Origin of the sequence: Bacillus sp. C28GYM-DRY-1 (assembly GCF_030519405.1) — a bacterium.
In the GTDB taxonomy this organism is placed as follows: Bacteria; Bacillota; Bacilli; order Bacillales; family Bacillaceae; genus Bacillus; species Bacillus spizizenii_A.
The window spans coordinates 1-503 of the sequence record NZ_JAUMKF010000055.1 but is presented as its reverse complement, the minus strand read 5'-3'; the positions used below and the strand labels follow the sequence as shown (position 1 = coordinate 503).

1 pseudogene is annotated in these 503 nt (G+C 40.8%); it reads left to right on the top strand.

Annotation, left to right across the window (positions count from 1 at the left end):
• Positions 1-503 (top strand): annotated as a pseudogene (locus Q3W56_RS20640) (IS3 family transposase); the annotation flags it as partial.

Genomic DNA, 503 nt, shown 5'->3' with positions numbered 1-503 from the left:
AATACACTTACGGAAAAGGTCCGGAGTATTCTTCCGAATTAGAGAAACTGCAGGCAGAGAATCGTTATCTGAGACAGCAGAATGAAGTTTTAAAAAAGTACAACGAATTGGAAAGGAAGTTGATAGCGAAACGTCAGTCGAACTTGTAGAATTATTGTACGACACAATGACAGTACAGGATATCTGTATTCATTTAGGTATCTCTCGAGCGTCTTATTATCGTTGGAAGAAGAATTTGATGAGGGATCATCCCAAGCGCCACTTGGAAAAACAAATCGGCACGTTGTGCCGAGAGCACAAGTATCGATATGGGTATCGAAAAATCACAGCCATACTAAAAAAGAGAATGCGTATTAACCATAAAACTGTTCAACGCATTATGCAGAAAAATCAATGGCAGTGCCGGGTTAAGGTGAAAAAGCGCAAGAAGAATGGGCAGCCATATGCCGTGGTCGATAATATATTGGATCGGAACTTTCAGTCTGATCGCCCTCTTGAAAAAC